Below are 20,401 nucleotides of genomic sequence, written 5' to 3' on the forward strand. Positions count from 1 at the left end.
GCCTGTCAAGGGCGGCCGAAGGCCGTCGCGTAGCGACGCGAACGTAGTGAGCGCCCTTGACAGGCCGGGCCGCCACGGAAGGACGATGAGGCTGACGGAAAACCCCAAACCTCTCGACGCTTCCGGCCGGCCCAGGTCCCGCTTCCTTTCCCCCGGTCCCGCCGCGCCGGGCGGATTGCATCCCGTCCGGTCCCGAAGGCGGCGGGTGGGCAGCCACCGGATCCGGGTGCGGGCGCGAGGGGGCGAGGGCCCCGCCCGCGCAGGACCCGGCACCCCAGACGCACGTCACAGCTCCGCTGCAACCCCCCAAGGCCCGGGACGGGGCCCCGCCCGGCCCTCGTAGAATCGCCGGGTGGACACGACCCTGGATGACCCCCTCGTCGGGCAGACGCTCGACGGCCGCTACCGCGTGGACGCCCGCATCGCGGCCGGCGGCATGGCCACGGTCTACCGGGCCGTCGACACCCGGCTGGACCGGGTCCTCGCCCTGAAGGTGATGCACCCGGCGCTCGCCGCCGACCCCGGCTTCGTCGACCGGTTCATCCGTGAGGCGAAGTCCGTGGCCCGCCTGGCGCACCCCAACGTGGTGGCCGTCTTCGACCAGGGCACGCACGGCCCGTACACGTACCTCGCCATGGAGTACGTGTCCGGCTGCACCCTGCGCGACGTGCTCCGCGAGCGCGGCGCGCTCCAGCCCCGCGCGGCCCTCGACATCCTCGAACCGGTGCTCGCCGCCCTCGGCGCCGCGCACCGTGCCGGGTTCGTGCACCGGGACATGAAGCCCGAGAACGTGCTGATCGGCGACGACGGCCGGGTCAAGGTGGCCGACTTCGGGCTGGTCCGGTCCGTGGACTCCGTCACGAACACCACCGGGTCGGTCCTCGGCACCGTCTCCTACCTCGCCCCCGAGCAGATCGAGAACGGCGTCACCGACACCCGCGTCGACGTCTACGCCTGCGGCGTCGTGTTCTACGAGATGCTCACCGGCTCCAAGCCGCACACCGGCGTCAACCCGGCCCAGGTGCTCTACCAGCACCTCAACGAGGACGTCCCGCCCCCGTCGGCCGCCGTCCCCGGGCTGCCCGCCGCGCTCGACGAGCTCGTCGCCCAGGCCACCGCGCGCCACCCCGATCTGCGTCCCTACGACGCGGCCGCCCTCCTCGGGCTGGCCATAGAGGCCCGTGCCCAGCTCTCTGCCTCCGAGCTGGACGCCGTACCGCCGCAGGCCCGGGCGGCCGAGCGGACCGCCGCCGAGGACCGCACCAGCGTGATCCCCCGCCCGGTGACCACACACGCCTCGCATGCCGCGCACGCCTCGCACGCCTCGCATGCCGCACACACCACGCACGCCTCGCACGCCGAGCCGGTGTCCCACACCTCGCGGCTCGCGGCTCCGCCCCTGCCCCCGACGCCTGCGCCGGCCGCCTCCCGGATCCGCCGCCCCGGCGTGCTGCTCGTCGTACTCGGCGTCCTGCTCTTCCTCGGTCTCGGTACGGGGGTCTGGTACATCAGCTCCGGCCAGTTCACGAAGGTCCCGAACCTGCTCGGCAAGACCGAGGCGGAGGCCAAGTCCCAGCTGTCGGCGGCCGGGCTCGGGGTGAAGCGGGTCGACCGGAAGTTCAGCGCGGCCTTCGACAAGGGGACCGTGATGAACACCGACCCCGCCGGCGGCAAGCGCATCCGCGGCAACGGCGCCGTGACGCTCACCATCTCGCGCGGACCCGAGGTCGTCGTGGTGCCCGACCTCAAGGGCAAGCCCCTGGAGGCCGCGAAGGCCGAGCTGACCTCGGTCGGCCTGACGCCGGGGGCCGTCACGCAGGCCTTCAGCCAGGACGTCGCGCAGGGCTCGGTGATCAGCACGGACCCGACCGGCGGCCAGAAGCGGTCCCTCGACACCCTGGTCGCGATGGTGGTCAGCAAGGGGCGCCCGGTGCCGGTCCCGCGCGTCACGGGAACCTCCCTCGACCAGGCCCGTTCCACCCTGGAGGGCCTCGGCCTGAAGGTGGAGACGGCCCCCGAGCAGGTCAATTCCCCCTCCCCCGCCGGTACGGTCGCCAACCAGTCGATCGGCGCCGGCAGCCAGGCCGCCGCGGGTGACACCGTCACCCTCACCGTGTCCAAGGGCCCCCGCCAGATCCCGGTCCCGGACGTCACCGGCCAGGAGGCCGACGCGGCGCGGGCGACCCTGGAGGGACTGGGCTTCAAGGTCAAGGTCGACAAGCCCTTCCTCTCCTTCAGCAACACCGTCGACTCCCAGTCGGTCCCCGCGGGCCAGAACGCCGCCGAGGGCAGCACCATCACCATCAGGACCAAGGGGCTGTAACAGCACGCCATGAACAACAATTCAACGGGCCGCAATCCAGTCGGCGGGCACGTGCCCGTCGCGGGCGGGCTGGCCTCGGTCGGGCTGACGTACGCCCGCGAGATGGGTGCCGAGGCCGTCCAGGTCTTCGTCGCCAATCCGCGGGGCTGGGCCACCCCGGTCGGCAATCCCGCCCAGGACGAGCTGTTCCGCGAGGCCTGCGCGACGGAGGGGATCCCGGCGTACGTCCACGCGCCGTACCTGATCAACTTCGGCTCGCACACCGAGGCCACCGTCGAGAAGTCCGTGGAATCGCTGCGGCACTCGCTGCGCCGGGCCCGGGCGATCGGCGCGCTCGGGGTGGTCGTGCACACCGGCTCGGCGACCGGGGGGCGGCCGCGCGAGGCGGCGTACGCGCAGGTCAGGGAGCACATGCTGCCGCTGCTGGACGAGCTGACGCATGACGACGACCCCTTCCTGCTGCTGGAGTCCACGGCCGGGCAGGGTTCCTCGCTGTGCTCGACCGCCGAGGAGTTCGGCCCCTACTTCGACGCCCTCGACCGGCATCCGATGCTCGGGATCTGCCTCGACACCTGCCACATCTTCGCGGCCGGGCACGATCTGGCGGAGCCGGGCGGGACGAAGCAGACGCTGGACCTGCTGGTGGACACGGTGGGCGAGGGCCGGCTGAAGCTGGTGCACGCCAACGACTCCAAGGAGGGCGTGGGCGCCCACAAGGACCGGCACGCGAACATCGGGCAGGGCCACATCGGCCGGGACGCCTTCGCCGAACTGTTCACGCATCCGGCGATGGAGGGCGTCCCCCTGATCACCGAAACGCCGGGCGGCAAGGAAGGGCACGCGGCGGACGTGGCGCTGCTGAAGGAGCTGCGCGAGCTCGGCTGACCCGTTGAGGAATACCCCTGGGGGGTATACGGTTCTGTCATATCGACCGACAGAGCCGCTATCCGGCGTTCCTCGCCAGGGGGTTGTCATGGGAAACGCGCACGAGCAGCAGCACGAGCAGCACCAGGGACAGCACCAGCACCAAGGTCACGAGCACCACGAACACGACCAAGGCCACGCCCACCACCACACCACCGCCGGCGGAAAGGTCACCTGGGCCGTCGCCGCGCAGGCCACGCTCCACTGCCTCACCGGGTGCGCCATCGGCGAGGTGCTCGGCATGGTCATCGGCACGGCGCTCGGCTGGGGGAACGCCCCGACGATGGTCCTCGCGATCGCCCTCGCGTTCTTCTTCGGCTACGCGCTCACCCTGCGCGGGGTCCGCGCCGCCGGCCTGGACTTCCGTACGGCCATCCGGGTGGCGTTGGCGGCGGACACCCTCTCGATCGCCGTCATGGAAGTGATCGACAACGGGGTGATCCTGCTCTGGCCCGGAGCCATGGACGCGATGCTGTCGGACGCGCTGTTCTGGACGGCGCTCGCCATCGCCTTCGCGATCGCCTTCGTCGTCACGACGCCGGTCAACAAGTGGATGATCGGCCGCGGCAAGGGTCACGCGGTGGTCCACCAGTTCCACCACTGAGCCCTCGAACCGATGAGCTACAGCTCGGGGCCGTCCCCCGGCTCCTCCTGGTACGAGTAGCGCTGCTCTCGCCAGGGGTCGCCGATGTTGTGGTAGCCGCGCTCCTCCCAGAAGCCGCGGCGGTCGGCGGTCATGTACTCGATGCCGCGGACCCACTTGGGGCCCTTCCACGCATAGAGGTGGGGCACGACCAGCCGGAGCGGGAAACCGTGCTCGGCGGTGAGGAGTTCACCGCCCTGATGGGTGGCGAAGACGGTCCGCTCGGAGGCGAAGTCCGCGAGGCGCAGGTTGGAGCTGAAGCCGTACTCGGCCCACACCATCACGTGCGTGACCTGCGGGGACGGCGGAGCGAGGGCGAGGACCGTGCGGGCGAGCACGCCGCCCCATTCGGCACCGGTCATGCTGAACTTCGTCACGCAGTGCAGGTCCGCCTCGACGGAGTCGAACGGCAGGGCCGCGAACTCCTCGTGGTTCCAGCAGTGCTTCTCACCGTCGGCCGTCGCGCCGAAGACGCGGAACTCCCAGCGCTCGGGCTTGAACTTGGGTACCGGTCCGTAGTGGGTGACCGGCCAGCCTCGCTGCAACCGCTGCCCCGGGGGAAGCTCCAGTTGCTCTGATCCCGGAGATTCCCGGCTTTCCGGCTGACCCATGTCTCCATGGTGACAGACTTGGCGGGGTGGTCATGACCAGCTTCGCCCGGATTCGGGCAAGTCACGGCAACTCCCACTAAGGAGGCACTTACTGGACGGCCTCCTGCGGCGGTGCAAGGATGCGCGCACCTGCCCCGTCACATTGCTGACATTGCTTGGAAGGAGCCTCTGCGATGCAGGGCGACCCCGAGGTCCTCGAGTTTCTCAACGAGCAGCTGACCGGCGAACTTACGGCCATCAACCAGTACTGGCTCCACTACCGGATCCAGGACAACAAGGGTTGGACGAAGCTCGCCAAGTACACGCGCGAAGAGTCCATCGATGAGATGAAGCACGCGGACAAGATCACCGAGCGCATCCTGATGCTCGACGGTCTGCCGAACTACCAGCGCCTCTTCCACGTCCGCGTGGGCCAGACGCTGACGGAGATGTTCCAGGCCGACCGACAGGTCGAGGTCGAGGCGATCGACCGCCTCAAGCGCGGTATCGAGGTCATGCGCGGCAAGGGTGACGTCACCTCGGCACGGCTCTTCGAGGAGATCCTGGAGGACGAGGAGCACCACATCGACTACCTCGACACCCAGCTGGAGCTCATCGAGTCCATCGGCGAGGCGCTCTACATCGCGCAGCTCATCGAGCAGCCGAGCTAGTCCCTACCCGGTACCCCATACGCCCTACGGGTCGCCCTACGCGGCTTCGGCGAGCTCCGTACCGGCTGACACCAGTGCCGGTACCAGCGGATCGGCCGCGAGCACGGCGGCGGCGTCGCCCTTCTCCAGCAGTTCACGTCGCGGGCAGGCCCCGCGGCCGAGGAGACCCTGGATGGTCCGCACGCAGGAACCGCAGTCGGTGCCGGCCTTCGTGGCCGAGGCGATCTGGCGGGGCGTGCAGGCTCCGGCCTCCGCGTGGTCCTTGACCTGCTTGTCGGTGATCCCGAAACAAGAGCAGACGTACACGCGGTTCACCTCCCTGGAAGGAATGGTTCGGCCAGCCATCCCCTATTCGGTGAGGCTTACCTAACCATACCCAAACTTAGGGTTCCCTAAAAGAGCCGGGAACGACGATGGGGCGCGGATCACATTCGATCCGCGCCCCATCGTCATGCGGTGCTCACACTGCGCTGGTGCCTACTGGTCGCGGTACATCTCGGCGACGAGGAAGGCCAGGTCCAGGGACTGGCTGCGGTTGAGGCGCGGGTCGCAGGCCGTCTCGTAGCGCTGGTGCAGGTCGTCGACGAAGATCTCGTCGCCGCCGCCCACGCACTCGGTGACATCGTCACCGGTGAGCTCGACGTGGATGCCGCCCGGGTGGGTGCCGAGGCCCTTGTGGACCTCGAAGAAGCCCTTGACCTCGTCGAGCACGTCGTCGAAACGGCGCGTCTTGTGGCCGGAGGCCGCCTCGAAGGTGTTGCCGTGCATCGGGTCGGTGACCCAGGCGACGGTCGCGCCGGAGGCGGTGACCTTCTCCACGAGCTCGGGGAGCTTGTCGCGGACCTTGTCGGCGCCCATGCGGACGACGAAGGTCAGCCGGCCCGGCTCGCGCTCGGGGTCGAGGCGGTCGATGTAGGTGAGCGCCTCGTCCACCGTGGTGGTGGGGCCGAGCTTGATGCCGATCGGGTTGGCGATCTGCGAGCAGAACTCGATGTGCGCGTGGTCGAGCTGGCGGGTGCGCTCACCGATCCAGACCATGTGGCCCGAGGTGTCGTACAGCCGGCCGGTGCGGGAGTCCGTACGGGTGAGGGCACCCTCGTAGTCGAGGAGCAGCGCCTCGTGGGAGGCGTAGAACTCGACGGCCTTGAACTCCGCCGGGTCCGTGCCACAGGCCTTCATGAAGTTCAGCGCGTTGTCGATCTCCCGCGCGAGCTGCTCGTAGCGCTGCCCGGACGGGGAGTTCTTGACGAAGTCCTGGTTCCAGGCGTGCACCTGGCGCAGGTCGGCGTAGCCGCCGGTGGTGAAGGCGCGCACCAGGTTCAGCGTGGAGGCCGACGCGTGGTACATGCGCTTGAGGCGCTCGGGGTCCGGGACCCGGGACTCCTCCGTGAAGGCGAAGCCGTTCACGGAGTCGCCGCGGTAGGTCGGCAGGGTGATGCCGTCGCGGCTCTCGGTGTCCTTGGAGCGCGGCTTGGAGTACTGGCCGGCGATGCGGCCGACCTTGACGACGGGCACGGAGGCCGCGTACGTCAGGACGGCGCTCATCTGGAGCAGCGTCTTCAGCTTGGCGCGGATGTGGTCGGCGGAGACGGCATCGAAGGCCTCGGCGCAGTCGCCACCCTGCAGCAGGAACGCCTCGCCCTTGGCGACGGCTCCCAGACGGGCGCGCAGCTGGTCGCATTCGCCCGCGAAAACGAGGGGGGGATACGACTCGAGGTCCGCGACGACAGCGCGCAGGGCCTCGGCATCGGGGTACGAAGGCTGCTGCGCCGCGGGAAGGTCTCGCCAGGTCGCCTTGGAGGCGGGGGCTTGGGTTTCAGCGTTCACGGTCACCCCACACACATTACGGCGTCACACCGCACGTCCCGGTCGACGACCACTACGTGAGACGGATGTCTCTCGCTGTGTTACTCACCCGTTTACCTGCCCTCGCCGGACGGTTGGGCTAGGGTCGCAGCATGTACGCGCACTCGAACCAGAACTGGTGGTGGCCCGCTCCCGGCGGCCCACTTCTCGCGCGTACCTGAAGACACGAGCGAAACGAAGGCCGCCCCAAGGGGCGGCCTTCCGCATTCTGTGAGTCAACACAGTCGCTGGAACACCGGGCCGTCCCACCCTCCGAAACCGGATAGGACGCCCACTCCATGCACCCGCACGCGAATCCGCACCCGCACCCGCTCCTGAGCCGCCTGCTCGACGACTCCTGCCCGCCCTTCGCGCTGCTGCGCCGCCGCACGCCCGGCCGCGACCACGACACCGTCGAGGTGCTGATCGGCCCGGTCCACGAGGCCGAGCACCTGGCCGACCTGCCCGTCGGCGAGCGGCCCGCCCTGGCACTCGTCCCGTTCCGCCAGATCCGGGAGCGTGGCTTCGACGTGCGCGACGACGGCACGCCGCTGAGCGTGCTGGTCGCCGAGGAGGCCTACGAGCTCCCGCTCGCCGAGGCGCTGGCCGCGCTGCCGGCCCACGAGGTACGCGTCGACGACGGCGGCTTCGACGTCCCCGACGAGGAGTACGCGGATACCGTCCGGCGGGTCATCGAGGACGAGATCGGCCGCGGCGAGGGCGCGAACTTCGTCATCCGGCGCACCTACGGGGGCCGGATCGAGGGCTTCGGCCGCGCGGACGCCCTCGCACTGTTCCGGCGGCTGCTGGAGGGCGAGCGGGGCGCGTACTGGACGTACGTGGTCCACACCGGGGAGCGCACCCTCGTCGGGGCCAGCCCCGAGGTCCACGTGCGGATGACCGGGGGCACCGTCGTGATGAACCCGATCAGCGGTACGTACCGCTATCCGGCCGGGGGGCCGACGGCCGACTCCCTCCTCACCTTCCTCGGGGACCGCAAGGAGACCGAGGAGCTGTCCATGGTGGTGGACGAGGAGCTCAAGATGATGTGCACGGTCGGGGACATGGGCGGGGTGGTCGTCGGCCCCCGCCTCAAGGAGATGGCGCACCTCGCGCACACCGAGTACGAGCTGCGCGGCCGGTCCTCGCTGGACGTGCGCGAGGTGCTGAAGGAGACGATGTTCGCGGCGACGGTGACCGGATCGCCGGTGCAGAACGCCTGCCGGGTCATCGAGCGGTACGAGACGGGCGGCCGCGGCTACTACGCGGGCGCGCTGGCCCTGCTGGGCGTGGACGCCTCGGGCGCGCAGACCCTCGACTCCCCCATCCTGATCCGGACGGCGGACATCGCGCCGGACGGCGCGCTGCGGGTGCCCGTCGGGGCCACCCTCGTACGGCACTCCGACCCGGCGGGCGAGGTCGCGGAGACGCACGCGAAGGCGGCCGGGGTACTGGCTGCGCTGGGCGTCCGCCCGGCGGCCGTGCGGCCCTCCGCCGACGGCGGAGCCGGGCCGCGGCTGGCCGACGACCCCCGGGTGCAGGCGGCCCTGGCGGCTCGCCGCGAGGACCTGGCGCCGTTCTGGCTGCGGATGCAGGAGCGGCCGTCGCAGGTGACGGGCCACGCGCTGGTGGTGGACGGGGAGGACACCTTCACCTCGATGCTGCGGCACGTGCTGCGGGTGGCCGGGCTGGAGGTGACCGTACGCCGCTACGACGACCCGGGGCTGCGGGCGGCCGCCCTGACCTGGGACGGGCCGATCGTGCTCGGCCCCGGCCCGGGCGACCCGGCGGACTTCGGCGACCCGAAGATCCGCACGATGCGCGAGCTGACGGCGGAGCTCCTGACCTCGCACCGGGGCGGCCTGCTCGGGGTCTGCCTCAGCCACCAGCTGCTCGCCGCCGAGCTGGGGCTCCCGCTGGTCCGCAAGGCGGAGCCGGCGCAGGGGGCGCAGACGCGGATCCCGCTGTTCGGGGCGGAGGAGGTCGTCGGCTTCTACAACACGTACGCGGCGCACTGCTCCGCGGAGCGGGAGCGGTCCCTGGCCCTGCGGGGCGTCGAGGTCTCCCGCGACCCCGCCACGGGTGAGGTCCACGCACTGCGGTCCCTCACGGGCGGCTTCGCGGGCGTCCAGTTCCACCCGGAGTCGGTGCTGACCCTGCGCGGCGCGGAGCTGGTCCTCGACCTGATCGCCGGAGTCCGGACGGCCGCCCGGGCCTAGCGCCTGTCGTCAAACTCCCGTCTGCCTCGGGCGACGACCGGAGTTTGACGACAGGCCCTAGCCGCTTCCCCGCCCCGCCGACGTCAGGAAGGGTCGGCGGGGCTCAGGGTGTTCTCCGAGCGGCGGCCCGCCAGGTAGTCCGCGACGTTGGCGACCGTGGTGTCGATGATCTGGCCCACCGCGTCGTGCGTGTAGTAGGCCTGGTGCGAGGTGACGACCACGTTCGGGAAGGTGATCAGCCGCGCCAGGGTGTCGTCCTCGACGACCACCAGGGACTTGTCCAGGAAGAAGAGGCCGGCCTCCGCCTCGTACACGTCCAGGCCCACCCCCGCGAAGCGGCCCGACCGCAGCTCCGTGACCAGCGCGTCCGTGTCGATCAGGCCTCCGCGGCTGGAGTTCACCAGGAGGGCGTCGTCCTTCATCAGCTTGAGCGCCTCGGCGCCGATGATGTGGTGCGTGGACTCCAGCAGCGGAACGTGCAGGCTGATCAGGTCCGAGGACGCGAACAGCTCCTCCTTGTCCACGTACTTCATGCCCAGCTCCACGCACGCCGGGTTCTGCGCCACGTCCCAGCCCAGCAGGTTCATGCCGAAGCCGTGGGCGATCCGGGTGAACGCCTCCCCGATCTTGCCGGTGCCGAGCACCCCCACCGTGCGACCGCGCATGTCGCGGCCCATCAGGCCGTTGAGCCGGAAGTCGAAGTCCCGCGTGCGGTTCGAGGCCCGGACGATCCGCCGGTTCACCGCCATGGCCAGGGTCCACGCGAACTCGGCCACCGAGTACGGGGAGTAGTACGAGACCCGGCTGACCGTCAGGCCGAGCTGACGCGCGACGTCCAGGTCGATGTTGTTGAAGCCGGTGGAGCGCTGGGCGATCATCTTCGTCCCGCCCGCCGCCAGGGTGCGCAGCACCCGGCCGTTCAGGTCCGCGTTGACGCTCGACGAGACGATCTCGTAGCCGGCCGCGATGGGGGCGGTGTCCTCGCTGAGGAAGACGTCCAGGCAGCGCACCTCGTGCAGGCCGGCGAAAGCCTTCTCGATGAGCGGCTTCTCGTCCCCCTGAACCCCGAATGCCAGGATTTCCACGTTCGCTCCCGTACTGCGCAAAGAATCGGACCATGGGTCGTTTGTCACCTTACGACCCACGGTCCCGACCCGCCCTGCGGCCCAGCCGAGAACTCGGCGGCGAACTCAGCCGAAGAACACTCCGGCCTCCTTGTACAGCGCCGGGTCCACCGTCTTCAGCTTCGCCGTCGCCTCGGAGATCGGCACCCGCACGATGTCCGTCCCCTTCAGCGCGACCATCTTCCCGAAGTCCCCGTCGCGCACCGCGTCGATCGCGTGCAGCCCGAAGCGGGTGGCCAGCCACCGGTCGAACGCGCTCGGGGTGCCGCCCCGCTGGACGTGTCCGAGTACGGTCGTACGGGCCTCCTTGCCGGTCCGCGCCTCGATCTCCTTGGCCAGCCACTCGCCCACACCGGACAGCCGGACGTGCCCGAAGGAGTCCTTCGTCGCGTCCTTCAGCACCATGTCGCCGTCCTTGGGCATCGCCCCCTCGGCGACGCACACGATCGGCGCGTAGCTCGCCTTGAACCGCGAGTTCACCCAGGCGCAGACCTGGTCCACGTCGAAGCGCTGCTCCGGGATGAGGATGACGTTGGCGCCGCCCGCGAGCCCCGAGTGCAGGGCGATCCAGCCGGCGTGCCGGCCCATCACCTCGACGACCAGCACCCGCATGTGCGATTCGGCGGTGGTGTGCAGCCGGTCGATGGCCTCGGTGGCGATGCCGACGGCGGTGTCGAAGCCGAAGGTGTAGTCGGTGGCCGACAGGTCGTTGTCGATGGTCTTCGGGACCCCGACGCAGGGGATGCCGTACTCCTCGTAGAGCTTCGCGGCCACGCCCAAGGTGTCCTCGCCGCCGATCGCGACGAGGGCGTCGACCTCGTACTTGGCGAGGTTCTCCTTGATCTGGCGGACGCCGTCGTCCAGCTTGAACGGGTTGGTGCGCGAGGAGCCGAGGATGGTTCCGCCGCGCGGCAGGATCCCGCGGACGGCGGGGATGTCGAGCGGGACGGTGCGGCCTTCGACCGCACCGCGCCAGCCGTCCTTGAACCCGATGAACTCGTACGCGTACTCCTGGACGCCCTTGCGCACGACGCTGCGGATCACCGCGTTGAGCCCGGGGCAGTCGCCGCCGCCCGTCAGCACTCCGACCTTCATGGAATTTCCCTTCGCCACAGGGCCCGCTGAGGCCGCGGGGCCCGCATGACGGTCACGCTAGTGGTGACTCAGGTCACAGCAAGGCCTGAGGAAGGGTCAATTCCGGGGGAATTGCGGGGCGTTGCATACGCCCGTTCACTCGTACGAGGGGCGGCCCCGGCCCGTGCGCGCCTCACGCGTCGTCGAGGCCCCGCTCTATCGCGTACCGGACGAGCTCCACCCGGTTGTGCAACTGGAGCTTGCCCAGGGTGTTCTGCACGTGGTTCTGCACGGTGCGGTGGGAGATGACCAGCCGTTCCGCGATCTGCTTGTACGAGAGCCCCTTGGCCACCAGCCGCAGCACCTCGGTCTCCCGGTCGGTGAGCTGCGGGGCCTTCGGCTCGTCGGAAGCGGCCGGCGCCGGGTCGGTGGCGAGGCGCCGGTACTCGCCGAGGACCAGGCCGGCCAGGCCCGGGGTGAAGACGGGGTCGCCTGCCGCCGTGCGGCGCACGGCGTCGATGAGCTCCTGGGCGCCCGCGGACTTCAGCAGGTAGCCGGTCGCGCCGGACTTCACCGCTTCCAGGACGTCGGCGTGCTCGCCGCTCGCGGAGAGCACGAGGACCCGCAGCGCCGGGTTGGCGCCGACCAGCTCCTTGCAGACCTGCACCCCGGGCATGCCGGGCAGGTTGAGGTCGAGGACCAGGACGTGCGGGGCCGCCGCGCGGGCCCGGCGGACGGCCTCGGGTCCGTCGCCCGCGGTGGCCACCAGGTCGAAGCCGGCGGCTGCCAGGTCGCGGGCGACCGCGTCCCGCCACATCGGATGGTCGTCCACGACCATGACCTTGATGCCGCCCAGGCCGTTCTGCCCGCCCTGCTCGCCATGCCCGCTCGGCCCGCTCTGCCCGCTCTGCCCGCTCGACTCGTTCACTGGGTGCTCCCCCTCGGTACTTTCAGTTCCACTTCGGTGCCCTGCCCCGGGACGGACACCAGCTCGGCGCTGCCGCCGAGGTCGCGGAGCCGGCCCCGGATGGACAGGGCCACTCCCATCCGGCCCTCGCCCTCGGCCTGGTCGAGCCGGCCGGCCGGGATGCCCGGACCGTCGTCCCGGACGGTCACGATCACCTCGTCGCCCCAGTCCTCGACCAGGATCCAGGCGCTGGCCCTCTCGCCCGCGTGCTTGCGCACGTTGTCGAGGGCGGCACCGACGGCCGCGGCCAGCTCCCTCGCGGCGGGCACCGGCAACGGCACCGGGGTGCCCGGTTCCGCGAAGCTCACCCGCGAGCCCGCGTGCGGGGCGAGCAGGGCCCGTAGATCGAGCTCGCCCTCCTCCTCGCCGGGTTCCTCCACCTCGAAGGCGGCCACGATCGCGCCGTGCGCCTCGTCGCGGGAGATCCGCGAGGGGCGCGCCAGTCCGCTGGAGACCAGGGTGCGCAGCGCGACCTCCTGCTCCCCCGCCATCCGGCCCAGCTCGGCGGCCTCCCCGCCCAGTTCGGTGCCGCGCCGCTGGACCATGGCGAGGACCTGGAGGACCCCGTCGTGGATGTCGCGGGCGAGGCGTTCGCGCTCCCGAGTGGCGGCCTCGATCTCCAGGGCGCGGGCGAGGGTGGCCTCACTGGCCCGGGCCACCTCGACGACGTAGCCGATGGCGATGGAGGCCACCCACACCAGGAGCACGTTGTGCAGGGTGTCCCGGGTGGGCTCGCCGCGCTGCACGAGGTTCGCGGCGGCGACGAAGCTGGAGGCGAAACAGGCCCAGCGCCAGCCGCCCTTGATGGCGAAGGCGAGGACGGAGCCCGCGGTCCATATGGAGGGGAGGGTGGGGCCGCCGTCCACGATCCGCGCCTGGGTGTCCGCGAGCGGGGTGAGCAGGATCCCGACGCAGGCGACGGTGAGGTCGGCGCCGAGGAACCGCTTGGTGCAGCTGGCGGCGTTGGCCACCTTGGGGAGCGTGACCAGGGTCCAGCCCGCCAGGCAGGCGAGGTAGGAGGCCGCGATCCAGGGGCGGTCGAACTGCTTGTAGGCGGAGGCGAACAGCAGGGCCGCGTAGACCATGGTGAGCAGCCGGTAGGCCGTCAGGGCACGCCACAGCGGCTGCTCGACCGACATGCGTACGACGCGCTCGCGCTTCGCCATCTCCCCCACCCCGTACGGGCGGTCCCGCCCGTGTGCTGCTACTTGTCGGTGTCCGCGGCGGCCGGTTCGGCCTTCTCGGCGCTCCCGGCCTTCTCGGTGCTTTCTGCCTTCTCGGCCTTCTCGCTCCTGGCGGCGGCCTTCTCCGCATCGGCGATCTGCCGCTTGGCGGCCGTCGCGTAGATGTCGACGTACTCCTGGCCGGAGAGCTTCATGATCTCGTACATGACCTCGTCGGTCACCGAGCGGAGGATGAAGCGGTCCCCGTCCATGCCGTGGTAGCGGCTGAAGTCCAGCGGCTTGCCGATCCGGATGCCCGGGCGCATCAGCTTGGGCACCACCTTGCCGGGCGGCTGGATCTTCTCCGTGTCGATCATCGCGACGGGGATCACGGGCGCGCCGGTGGCCAGCGCCACCCGGGCCAGACCGCCGGGCTTTCCGCGGTACAGGCGGCCGTCGGGTGAACGCGTCCCCTCGGGGTAAATACCGAACAGCTCTCCGCGCTCGATGACGTCGATGCCGCTCTTGATGGCGGCCTCGCCGGCCCCACGCGCACCCGAACGGTCCACCGGGAGCTGGCCGACGCCCTTGAAGAAGGCGGCCGTCAGCTTGCCCTTGACGCCCGGGGAGGTGAAGTACTCCGCCTTCGCGATGAAGGTCACCTTCCGGTCCAGCACGGCCGGGAGGAAGAAGGAGTCGGAGAAGGACAGGTGGTTGCTCGCGAGGATCGCCGGCCCCTCTGCGGGAATGTTCTCGAGGCCCTCCACCCACGGCCTGAAGGCGAGCTTCAGGGAACCGCCGATCGAGAACTTCATTGCGCCGTAGATCAACTCGAAAGCCTTCCTGTGTCTGTCGAACAGACCATATCCCGTGGCCGCACCCGGAGCCGTCAGACGACCCTGGTCGGTGCCACCCCCGTCGCGTACGGTGAAGTCACACAGCGCTACGCACCCCACGCCCCCCTCTAAGGAGACCCTGGTGCCCGTCCTCCCTGGAGCCGAGCCGTTCCGCCACGAGGGCGGAAAGGTCGGCGTCCTCCTCTGCCACGGCTTCACCGGTTCCCCCCAGTCGATGCGGCCCTGGGCCGACCATCTGGCCGCGCAGGGACTGACGGTGTCGCTGCCCCTGCTCCCCGGGCACGGGACGCGCTGGCAGGACATGCAGCTCACCGGCTGGCAGGACTGGTACGCCGAGGTGGACCGCGCGCTGCGGGAGCTGCTCGACAGCTGCGACCAGGTGTTCGTCTTCGGGCTGTCGATGGGCGGCGCGCTGACGCTGCGCCTGGCGGCGAAGCACGGGGACAGCATCAGCGGGATCGTCCTCGTCAACCCGGTCAACAAGATCCATGACCCGCTGGCCGTGGCCCTGCCGGTGGTCAAGCACTTCATCCGGTCGACCCCGGGCATCGCGAGCGACATCGCCAAGCCGGGCGCGGACGAGGTCGGCTACGACCGGGTCTCGACCCGGGCCGCGCACTCGCTGCGGAAGTTCCTGCAGATGCTGGACACCGAACTGCCGCAGGTGACGCAGCCGCTGCTGCTGCTGCACAGCCCGCAGGACCATGTGGTGCGGCCGACGGACTCGACGCGGATCCTGGCGCGGGTGTCCTCCACGGACGTCACCGAAACGCTGTTGGAACAGAGTTACCACGTCGCGACGTTGGACCATGACGCGGAGCGGATCTTCGCGGACAGCTACGCGTTCATCGGGCGGCTGTCGGAGAGCTTGGGCAGGGAGGGGGCGGCCAGCGGTGGCTGAGCACGAGGAGTCCTCCGGGGGTGTCCCCCCGCTGGACGAGGAAGCGGCGTGGGCGGCGATCGTCGCCGGCTACGGCCAGGAGCCGGCGGATCCGCCGGGCGCGAGACCGTTCCGGCCGATCGAGAACCTCCTCCTGCCGGAGGAGGACGTGAAACCGGTGGCCGGCCCTGTGCCCCCGGCCGACCCGGCCTCGCCGGCGAGCCCGGCCTCGCCGGAACCGCCGGCGGCGGCTCTGGGCAGCTCGGTGGTGTTCGCCCCGGGCGTGGGTGCGGGCGGGGCGACCGGGCCGGGTCCGCGGGACCACTCCCTGGCCGACCCGGACGAGTCCCCCGAGACCGCGAAGGACGAGGGGCACTTCGTCCCCCCGGAGCCGGAGCTGCCGGAGGCGGACGCGACGTCGAAGTTCGCCTGGCTGGCGGTGGTGGGCGGACCGGTCCTGCTGCTCCTGGCGGTGCTGCTCCAGTGGGAGATGACCTGGTGGCTGACGACGCTGGGCGTCGGCGGCTTCCTGGGCGGCTTCGCGACGCTGGTCGCGCGGATGTCCACGGACGAGGACGAGGACGACGACCCCGGTCGGGGCGCGGTGGTCTGACCTTCTCGACGCGCCGCTCGCGCGGTGGTGCGGCCCTGGCGGGCCTTACCGGCTTCGCGCCGCTGCGCCGGACTCCGTCCGGCGGGGGCTGGTCGGTGGTGTGCCACTGCCGTCCCGGCATGGGGCCCGGTGGGCGCGTGCGGGTGGCTCGGCCCTGCAGGGCGGGGTCCCCTACCCGCCCTTCCACCGGTCCCCGGGCGCTGCCCCGGACCCGTAAGGACCCTGGGGCTCCGCCCCAGACCCTGGTCCTCAAACGCCGGACGGCTGAAAAGACCCAGCGCCGACCACATCCAGCCCCGCCGGCGTTTGAGGCGCGGGGGTCCGGGGGCCGGCCCCCCGGAACGGCGCCGCACACAGCAACGGGTCCGGGCCGAGCCCGGGGAACGGGCGAAGGGTGGGTAGGGGACCCCGCCCCGCAGGGCCAACGCAGTCGCACCTGCCCACCGGGCCCCGCGTCGAGACGGCAGTGGCGGGCACACCGACCGGGCCACCGCCGGACGGAGTCCGGCGCAGCGGCGCGAAGCCCAGGAGGCCCGCCAGGGCCGAGTGGTGCGAGCGGCGCGTTAAAAAGGGACGGGGAGCCGGAGGGTGGCCAGGACCGGGAGGTGGTCCGTTGCGCGGGCGAGGTCCGCGGGGGTGACTCCGGGCAGCCCCGAAGGGACACCGCAGGCGAGGACCTCCACCCCCGCGCTCGCGAAGACCGCATCGATCCGCCGCGGCGGCGAAGACCGCACCCACGTGTGCTCCCCACCCCACGGCGCCACCGCCCGGCAGTCCTGCAGGGCGCCCGCCAGCCGGCGAAAGGCGGGCCCGGACGGGCCCTCGTTGATGTCCCCCGCCGCGATCGCGTACGGCACGTCCATCCCCGCGAGCCGCTCCAGCAGCAGCTCCGACTGGGCCAACCGTTCGGGCCCGTCCAGGGACAGGTGCGCGCTGAGCACCCCGACCCGAACCCCACCCACCCGTACGACGGCCGTGGCGAAGCCCCGCCGGTGGCGGCCCGGCGTCAACGGCAGCAGTATGTCCTCGGTCCGCTCCACGAAGGCCCGTAGGGAACACAGGAGCAGCGGTCCCGCCGCCGTCGCGCCCCCCGACAGGACCACCAGGTCACATTTCGAGGCCAGCCGCGCCGCGTGCTTGCGCCACCGGAAGAACCTCGGCGCCTCCTGGACGCACACCAGGTCGGGCGCGCACGCGCGGATCACCCTGGCCAGTGCGTCCTCGTCGTCGCGCAGGGAGCGGACGTTGTAGGAGAGCACCCGGATCACGGCGGAACCGTCGGCTTCGGTACGGGAGTTCGGCAGCTCGGTGAGGTCCATACCCCGCAACATAACGAGACTGCCCGCCGCACCCCAGGGGGCGCGGCGGGCAGTCCGCCGATACGTGTTGCCGCTGGGCTCAGCCCTGGCGGGCCAGGTCCGCCGCGCCGACCAGGCCGGCCTTGCCGCCCAGCTGGGCGGCGAGCACCTGCGCGTGCGGGCGCCACGCGCCGCCGATCAGCCAGCGCTTGAAGGACTTGCGGATCGGGTCGAGGACCAGGTCGCCCTCGTCCGAGACGCCGCCGCCGACGATGAACGCCGAGGGGTCGAAGAGTGAGGCCAGGTCCGCAAGGCCGGCGCCCGCCCAACGGGCCAGCTCGCGGAAGGAGTCGATGGCCACCAGGTCGCCGGCGCGGGCCGCCTCGCTGATGTGCTTGCCCTCGATGCCGTCGGGGGTGCCGTCGCCGAGCGCGAGGAGGGCCTTCGCGTTCTCGGGGGTGGCGTTGGCGCGCTGCTTGGCGTACCGGACGAGCGCGCGCCCGGAGGCGTACTGCTCCCAGCAGCCCTGGCTTCCGCAGCCGCACAGCAGGCCGTCGGGGACGACGCGGATGTGGCCGAACTCGGCGGCCACGCCGAAGCGTCCGCGCCGGAGCTTGTTGCCGATGATGATGCCGCCGCCCAGGCCCGTGCCGAGCGTGATGCAGATGACGTCCTCGTGGCCCTGGCCGGCGCCGAAGCGGTACTCGCCCCAGGCGGCGCAGTTGGCGTCGTTCTCGACGACCACGGGCAGGCCGATGCGCTGCTCGACCTTGTCCTTGAGCGGCTCGTGCCGCCAGTTGATGTTCGGCGCGAAGAGCACGGTCGCGCGCTTGTCGTCGACGTATCCGGCGGCGCCGATGCCGACCGCGTCGATGGTGTGGCTGGCGCTGACCTCGGAGACGGCGGCGCAGATCGCGTCCGTCACTCCGCCCGGGGTCGGCGGGGTGGGCACCTTGTACGTCTCAAGGATGGTGCCGTCTTCGTCGACCACGCCGGCCGCGATCTTCGTGCCGCCGATGTCGACGCCGATGGTGAGTCCCATTAGTCCCTCGGTTTCCGGTCAAACCCCGCCGCTGTCAACCGTACCCGAGGGAGGGCGGGGTTCAGTCGAGATCGATCCGCTCGGTCGGGCCGTCGTCGCCCTCGTCACGGGGGTCCTTCGCGTTCCCGGTCGCGTTTCCGGCGGTGTTTTCTGCGGGGCCGGCGGGCCCGCTCCCCCGCCCGGGGGCCGGCTCGTCGCGCGTCCAGCGGCGTTCGTGGCCCTCGACCGCGGAACGGTAGGCGGCGAGCAGCTCCGAGCCCGCAGCCGCGAGGTGGTCGAAGACCTCGGGATTGCGCTCGACCACGGGTTTGGCGGCGGTCTTCGCCTGGTTGACGAACTGCCGTACGGCCCCCTGCGCGGCGACGCCGAACAGCGGGTTGTTCAGCGCGGAGACCTTGTCGGACACCTTGTCGGCGACGGCCTCGAAGAGCTTGAACAGCTCCTCGGCGGCGGTCCCGGTGCCGGCGCCCGCGGAGGCACCCTGCTCGGACCTGCGGCGTTCCCGCTCGGCGGCGAGGTCCTCGGCACAGGCCTCGGCCCAGGCGTCGTCCCCGGAGGAGGGATCGGTGGGGCGGTCGGTGGCCTCGCTCATGGCGGACTCTCCTGCGGCGGCGGCTGGGCGTGCGGTACGGACTCCTACTACCTCCGACGTTACCCGAACGGCGGTACGCCACCCAGGCCGCCGGCTACGCCTTCTCGCCGCTACGGGGCCACAGGTCCGGGTCCGGGGTGAAGCGGATGCGGAGCTCGTCGTCGGCGAGGGCGGCGCCGGAGACGGTGCAGCGGCGCAGCGCCGCCGGCAGCGGAACGATCCTGCGGTACGGGCCCACCGTGAGCAGCAGCTCGTCTCCGCGCCGCACCAGCCCGAGCTCGCGCTTCTCGGCGCGGGGCAGCGGGACCCGCCAGAGCAGCACCCCGTCCTCGGCGATCCGGTCCTCGACGGTCCAGGCGGGGCGGGGCGCGGTCGCCGGTGCGGGGGCCGGGGCCAGCTCCGCCAGGTCCTCCGGACCGTGCGGGTCCCGGCCCAGGTGGGGTACGGGGAGCACCGGGAGGCTCTCGTCACCGGCCCACTGGGCGGCGTACTTCTCCTGCTGGGCGGCGAGTCCCGCCAGCCACGGGTCGGTGGATCCGGCGGGCAGCATCCGGTTGGCCACCAGCGCGGAGACGGGCAGCCGGTACAGGGCGAGCCCCAGCCCGCCCAGGCGCAGCGCGGCGTCGGCGGCGGGTCCCGGCTCGGCGACGAGGCGTACGGAGGTGGTGGGGGCCTCCAGGACGTCCTGCACGGCCGCCAGGTCCTCGTCCCAGCGGGCGGCGGCCTCGTACAGCCACTGCGCGGGCATGGGCACACCGGCGAGCTGGGCCAGTACGGGGCGCAGGGCGCGGGCCGCCCGGCGCTCCGCGGGGAGCAGCCGGGCGAGGTAGCGGCGGAGCTGGGCGGGGAGGGCGAGGGTGGTGATCGCCTGGTGCAGCGGGGGCAGGTCGACCACCACGAGGTCGGTGCCGGGCTCGTACGCGGCCCGTCGCAGGGCGCGGAGCAGGGCGAACTGCTCGGCGCCGGGCAGCTCGGTGATCTCGTCGGTGTGCAGGGGGCGTGCGCCGAGCATCCCGAGCACTGCGGAGCCGCGCTCCTGGAGCGCGACGAGCTCGTGGCGGAACTCCTCGCCGGAGTCGACGCGGGTCACCCTGAGCGTGCCTTCCGGGGCGACCGGCGGGTCGGTGGGGCCGGCGGAGAGCAGGTGCACCCGGTGGCCCTGCCGGGCGGCGGCGAGTGCGGTGGCCGCCGCGACGGTACTCCGCCCGGCGCCGCCGGGGCCGGTGACGAGAAGGGTGTGCATGCTGCTCCTAGCTCCGCGTGTGCCTGGCCCCCGCATCCCCGGTGGGGCTGATGGCGGCCACCGCCAGCCTGCCACGCCCCCGAAGCCCGTCGGGCCCCCGGCCCCCAGGGCCTCCGCCCTGGCCCTCCGGCCGACGCCGGGCAGCCACGCGCGCAGCCCAGGCTGCGGGGTACCGCTGCGCGGGGCGAAGTCCCCGCAGCACCCCTCGCCGCTGCGCGGGGCAAAGTCCCCGCAGCGACCCTCGCCGCTGCGCGGGGCAAAGTCCCCTACCCGCCCTTCCACCGTTCCCCGGGCGCTGCCCGGACCCGGAAAGAACCTGGGGCTCCGCCCCAG

At 71.8% G+C, this 20,401-nt stretch carries 19 protein-coding genes; 7 read left to right on the forward strand and 12 right to left on the reverse strand.

Annotation, left to right across the window (positions count from 1 at the left end; translation table 11 throughout):
* Positions 1-352 precede the first annotated feature (352 nt).
* The 3 genes from pknB (at position 353) to ACFVX6_RS26340 (ending at position 3,851) form a co-directional block, all read left to right on the forward strand.
* Positions 353-2,323 carry a Stk1 family PASTA domain-containing Ser/Thr kinase gene (gene pknB, locus ACFVX6_RS26330; protein ID WP_389695415.1) on the forward strand — a complete coding sequence of 657 codons (1,971 nt, stop codon included), beginning with the start codon at positions 353-355 and terminating at the stop codon, positions 2,321-2,323.
* Between the two features lie 9 nt (positions 2,324-2,332).
* On the forward strand, positions 2,333-3,208 hold the full coding sequence (locus tag ACFVX6_RS26335) for a deoxyribonuclease IV (RefSeq protein WP_389695417.1): 876 nt from the start codon (positions 2,333-2,335) through the stop codon (positions 3,206-3,208).
* 88 nt (positions 3,209-3,296) lie between these two features.
* A complete protein-coding gene (locus tag ACFVX6_RS26340) occupies positions 3,297-3,851 on the forward strand; it encodes a DUF4396 domain-containing protein (protein ID WP_389695419.1) in 555 nt (184 codons plus the stop codon).
* A gap of 17 nt (positions 3,852-3,868) precedes the next feature.
* On the opposite strand, the gene ACFVX6_RS26345 is transcribed toward ACFVX6_RS26340, so the two are convergent.
* Positions 3,869-4,501, reverse strand: coding sequence for a sulfite oxidase-like oxidoreductase (locus ACFVX6_RS26345; RefSeq protein ID WP_327252338.1), 633 nt, complete (start codon positions 4,499-4,501; stop codon positions 3,869-3,871).
* Between the two features lie 173 nt (positions 4,502-4,674).
* On the opposite strand from ACFVX6_RS26345, the gene bfr reads away from it, so the two are divergent.
* Positions 4,675-5,151 carry a bacterioferritin gene (gene bfr, locus ACFVX6_RS26350; RefSeq protein WP_112446344.1) on the forward strand — a complete coding sequence of 159 codons (477 nt, stop codon included), beginning with the start codon at positions 4,675-4,677 and terminating at the stop codon, positions 5,149-5,151.
* A gap of 36 nt (positions 5,152-5,187) precedes the next feature.
* On the opposite strand, the gene ACFVX6_RS26355 is transcribed toward bfr, so the two are convergent.
* Together ACFVX6_RS26355 and ACFVX6_RS26360 are read right to left on the reverse strand one after the other, a co-directional pair.
* Complete coding sequence (locus tag ACFVX6_RS26355; protein WP_274552306.1) at positions 5,188-5,466, reverse strand: bacterioferritin-associated ferredoxin; 279 nt, start codon at positions 5,464-5,466, stop codon at positions 5,188-5,190.
* 162 nt (positions 5,467-5,628) lie between these two features.
* A complete protein-coding gene (locus tag ACFVX6_RS26360; RefSeq protein WP_389695422.1) occupies positions 5,629-6,993 on the reverse strand; it encodes a class II 3-deoxy-7-phosphoheptulonate synthase in 1,365 nt (454 codons plus the stop codon).
* 302 nt (positions 6,994-7,295) lie between these two features.
* Here ACFVX6_RS26360 and ACFVX6_RS26365 point away from each other — a divergent pair, with 302 nt between their 5' ends.
* Entirely contained in the window at positions 7,296-9,215 is a 1,920-nt protein-coding gene (locus tag ACFVX6_RS26365) for an anthranilate synthase family protein (RefSeq protein ID WP_389695424.1), read from the forward strand.
* 83 nt (positions 9,216-9,298) lie between these two features.
* On the opposite strand, the gene ACFVX6_RS26370 is transcribed toward ACFVX6_RS26365, so the two are convergent.
* The 5 genes from ACFVX6_RS26370 to ACFVX6_RS26390 all read right to left on the reverse strand — a co-directional run bounded on the left by ACFVX6_RS26370 (position 9,299) and on the right by ACFVX6_RS26390 (position 14,358).
* Positions 9,299-10,300, reverse strand: coding sequence for a 2-hydroxyacid dehydrogenase (locus ACFVX6_RS26370; RefSeq protein WP_389695426.1), 1,002 nt, complete (start codon positions 10,298-10,300; stop codon positions 9,299-9,301).
* A gap of 105 nt (positions 10,301-10,405) precedes the next feature.
* Entirely contained in the window at positions 10,406-11,434 is a 1,029-nt protein-coding gene (locus ACFVX6_RS26375) for a 6-phosphofructokinase (protein ID WP_389695428.1), read from the reverse strand.
* Between the two features lie 172 nt (positions 11,435-11,606).
* On the reverse strand, positions 11,607-12,251 hold the full coding sequence (locus ACFVX6_RS26380) for a response regulator transcription factor (protein WP_250743819.1): 645 nt from the start codon (positions 12,249-12,251) through the stop codon (positions 11,607-11,609).
* 86 nt (positions 12,252-12,337) lie between these two features.
* Complete coding sequence (gene macS / locus ACFVX6_RS26385; RefSeq protein WP_389695430.1) at positions 12,338-13,546, reverse strand: MacS family sensor histidine kinase; 1,209 nt, start codon at positions 13,544-13,546, stop codon at positions 12,338-12,340.
* Between the two features lie 38 nt (positions 13,547-13,584).
* Positions 13,585-14,358: a lysophospholipid acyltransferase family protein gene (locus ACFVX6_RS26390; RefSeq protein WP_389695448.1), complete on the reverse strand. Its 774-nt coding sequence runs from the start codon at positions 14,356-14,358 to the stop codon at positions 13,585-13,587.
* A 163-nt stretch (positions 14,359-14,521) separates the two neighbouring features.
* Between ACFVX6_RS26390 and ACFVX6_RS26395 the strand changes: the two genes are divergently transcribed.
* Together ACFVX6_RS26395 and ACFVX6_RS26400 are read left to right on the forward strand one after the other, a co-directional pair.
* On the forward strand, positions 14,522-15,301 hold the full coding sequence (locus ACFVX6_RS26395; RefSeq protein ID WP_389695432.1) for an alpha/beta hydrolase: 780 nt from the start codon (positions 14,522-14,524) through the stop codon (positions 15,299-15,301).
* A complete protein-coding gene (locus tag ACFVX6_RS26400) occupies positions 15,294-15,893 on the forward strand; it encodes a hypothetical protein (protein WP_389695434.1) in 600 nt (199 codons plus the stop codon). Before ACFVX6_RS26395 ends, ACFVX6_RS26400 begins: the two co-directional genes overlap by 8 nt.
* A 563-nt stretch (positions 15,894-16,456) precedes the next feature.
* Here the strand turns inward: ACFVX6_RS26400 and ACFVX6_RS26405 are convergent.
* The 4 genes from ACFVX6_RS26405 to ACFVX6_RS26420 form a co-directional block, all read right to left on the reverse strand.
* The gene (locus ACFVX6_RS26405) at positions 16,457-17,212 is read right to left on the reverse strand and encodes an endonuclease/exonuclease/phosphatase family protein (RefSeq protein ID WP_389695436.1); all 756 of its coding nucleotides are present in this window, start codon (positions 17,210-17,212) and stop codon (positions 16,457-16,459) included.
* A 79-nt stretch (positions 17,213-17,291) separates the two neighbouring features.
* The gene (locus tag ACFVX6_RS26410) at positions 17,292-18,233 is read right to left on the reverse strand and encodes an ROK family glucokinase (protein WP_389695438.1); all 942 of its coding nucleotides are present in this window, start codon (positions 18,231-18,233) and stop codon (positions 17,292-17,294) included.
* A gap of 61 nt (positions 18,234-18,294) precedes the next feature.
* Positions 18,295-18,825 (reverse strand): DUF5304 domain-containing protein, encoded by a 531-nt coding sequence (locus ACFVX6_RS26415; RefSeq protein ID WP_389695440.1) that lies wholly within the window; start codon positions 18,823-18,825, stop codon positions 18,295-18,297.
* A gap of 94 nt (positions 18,826-18,919) precedes the next feature.
* Entirely contained in the window at positions 18,920-20,068 is a 1,149-nt protein-coding gene (locus tag ACFVX6_RS26420) for an ArsA family ATPase (RefSeq protein WP_389695442.1), read from the reverse strand.
* Positions 20,069-20,401 lie beyond the last annotated feature (333 nt).

Source organism: Streptomyces sp. NPDC058289 (assembly GCF_042880975.1).
Lineage (GTDB): Bacteria > Actinomycetota > Actinomycetes > Streptomycetales > Streptomycetaceae > Streptomyces > Streptomyces stoeckheimensis.